At 56.4% G+C, this 2702-nt stretch carries 2 protein-coding genes and 1 pseudogene; all 3 read left to right on the top strand.

The genetic code is table 11. The annotated features are described in order from the left end of the window. On the top strand, positions 1–467 hold a 467-nt coding region (locus B5F71_RS19145), incomplete at its 5' end, for a fimbrillin family protein (protein ID WP_143269950.1). Between the two features lie 123 nt (positions 468–590). Next, positions 591–2279, top strand: coding sequence for a GLUG motif-containing protein (locus tag B5F71_RS19140; protein ID WP_087213512.1), 1689 nt, complete (start codon positions 591–593; stop codon positions 2277–2279). 195 nt (positions 2280–2474) lie between these two features. Beyond that, positions 2475–2702 (top strand): annotated as a pseudogene (locus B5F71_RS19135) (histidine kinase); the annotation flags it as partial.

Genomic DNA, 2702 nt, shown 5'->3' with positions numbered 1-2702 from the left:
TGAGCTTCACCGGCGAGCATGCGTTCAAGCACTGCATGAGCCTCGTCAAGTTCAATTTTTTGGAGGGCGAAGGCGTTGACTTCAGCGAAAAAATTCTTAAACACTGCATATTAGAGGGTCTGAAGACTGTAGGCACTTTCAACACCACTACCGGTGAAACCGCCCTGACTGTCAACTATCCCTCGCCGATTACCATGTGGTTTGACGACGGCGCCACCACCTCGCAACTCTTCATTTTCCCGCAGACATTGGATTTTACAACGCCCCTTAACCTGAGTGTGGTGTACAACGGCGTGGAATACACAGCCACGCTGCCGAATCCATCCAAGCCCGTAGCGAATCAGTTCTCCGCAGGCTATGCCTACACCTACAACATAACGCTCAGCAACAAGGGCATCACGGTGGAAGAACCGGAGATTACCCCGTGGGAACCCGGAGAAACGAACAATGTAAGCATCACGCTGTAAGCCCCACATACCGCTGCCCCGGCGCATGCGTCAAGCCGGAGCTGCCCATAGATATTATGGTGCGACGGCCGCCTTCGCAGGCGGCGGCAGCACAAAACGAAAACAAATAAAAAACATCACGATATGAAGAAAAGACATTCCATCCGGATACTTCTCGCCGCAGCCGCGCTGCTCCTTGCCACGGCTGCCTGCACGAAGGACGAACTGGCGGACGGCGACCGTCTGCCCGAAGGACAATACCCGCTGGAGATAGCCCGCATCACCCTCGGAGTGGAGGGCGGCGAGGCGCAGCCCTGGGGCGCACCGGCGACGCGCGTCAGCGAGGACGGGGACGGCAAAAGCAGCACGTTCGACGCGGACGACAAGTTCGCCGTGCAGATAGACGGCGAGGGAGAGGTCGGCACCTACACCGTGCAGAACGACGGCTCCGCCGAAGCCGAAACACCCCTGTATTGGAGCGACAGGGACGAGGGCCACACCGTCACCGCCTGGTACCCCGCCACGGGCGGCACCCTCGACCTCAGCGACCAGCAGATTAACGGTCTTGCCTACCTGCTGAGCGGTACGGGCACGGGCGACTACCTGACACCCGTCAAGCTGACCTTTACCCACCAGCTGACCAAGGTGCGCGTCACGCCTTCGAACAATGCACTCGGCGAGGTGCAGAGCCTCCAGCTCTATACCTACACCCAATGCACTTATGAAAAAGGGAAAGTAGTGCAAGGCACAGACGAGGGCTGGATAAAGATGAAGAAGTGCGAATATACCGAAAACGGCGCAACCATCACTTGCTGGGAGGCGAACGTGGTGCCCGGCTACACAATAACCAAGCTGCAGGCAAACGGCACCGAGGAACGCAACCTCTCTGCCGCCATCACCCCCGAAGCGGGCAAGTTCTACAACATCACGCTGAACAAGGACAAGGGATATACCGACGACGGACAGGGCAACTACACCGTGACCTCCGCCGAGGGCCTGAAGAACATCGCCAAGCTGGTGAACGAAGAATGGAAGTTAGGCATCAATATCACCCTGACGGCCGACATCGACCTGAAGGGCATCGACTGGACACCGATAGGCAAAGATGATAACAAAGCATACACCGGCACCTTCGACGGCAATGGCAAGACCATCACGGGGCTGACCGTTACGGGAAGTGACCGATATACGGGTCTGTTCGGCTTCATCAAAGGCACGGTGAAGAACGTGGTGCTGACAGAAATAAACATAACAAGTGGCACGTTCGTCGGCGGCGTGGCGGGATGGAGCTTTGGCGGCAACATTGAAAACTGCTCGGTGTCGGGCAGCGTCAGCGGTAGCGACGTAGGCGGTGTGGTGGGCTATCAACAGGGCGGTTCCATCACCGGATGCAGTTCCTCGGCCACAGTGAAGGGAACGCAGCGGGCAGGCGGCGTGGCAGGTGCAACGAATTCCGGTGCCACCCTGACCGCCTGCTATGCCACGGGCGACGTGACCGTTGAAAATGACGGTCCAAACAACGCCTGTGCCGGCGGCGTGGTGGGATCCAACGCATACAGCACCGTCATTGCCTGCTATGCCGCGGGTAACGTCAGCGGTACCGGAAGCGGTACCATCCATGTAGGCGGCGTGGTGGGAGAAAACTATGCCACCGTGACCGCCTGCTACTGGAGCGGCCTCCCCGACAATGACAACGGCGGAGCCACGAAGGTGGACGGCACAACCGTTACCTGGCAGAACGCCGTTGATGCCATGAACGCCGCCCTGCAGAACGCAGGCTCAGAGTGGCGTTACGAACTCACCGGAGCATTGCCTACCTTGAAGAAACAGTGAACCGTCGGGCGGGAAAAGTTCCGCCCGAAACGGAAGATAACCGAAGTATAACCCCAATAAAGAAAGGAACTCCCATTCCGGGCGGGAGTATTGTGCCCGGTAACATCATACAGACACCGCAGCCCGCTACCGTAAGGTCAGTGGGCTGCATTTTAATAAGGAGAAAAGAATAATATAAAAAATGAGGTAACCCGCATGAAACAGAAAACAATAGCAACCAGACACCTGCGCACCAAGATAGCGGCAGGATATGTGCTGATACTATTCGTCATTTTCGGCATCGTCTATATTTGGCTCAACGAACAGCACAGACGACAGGAATTAGAGATTACAAGCCAAAAGATAAGATGTTTACGCAAGGACATACACGAGGTATATGTTAAAATGGTGGATTTATCCCTTATTGGTGAGACCGTGCTGGAC

It is taken from the genome of Bacteroides sp. An269 (assembly GCF_002159755.1).
Lineage (GTDB): Bacteria > Bacteroidota > Bacteroidia > Bacteroidales > Bacteroidaceae > Phocaeicola > Phocaeicola intestinalis.
The sequence above is the reverse complement of the archived record's forward strand: the minus strand, read 5'-3'. Positions and strand labels throughout refer to the sequence as shown.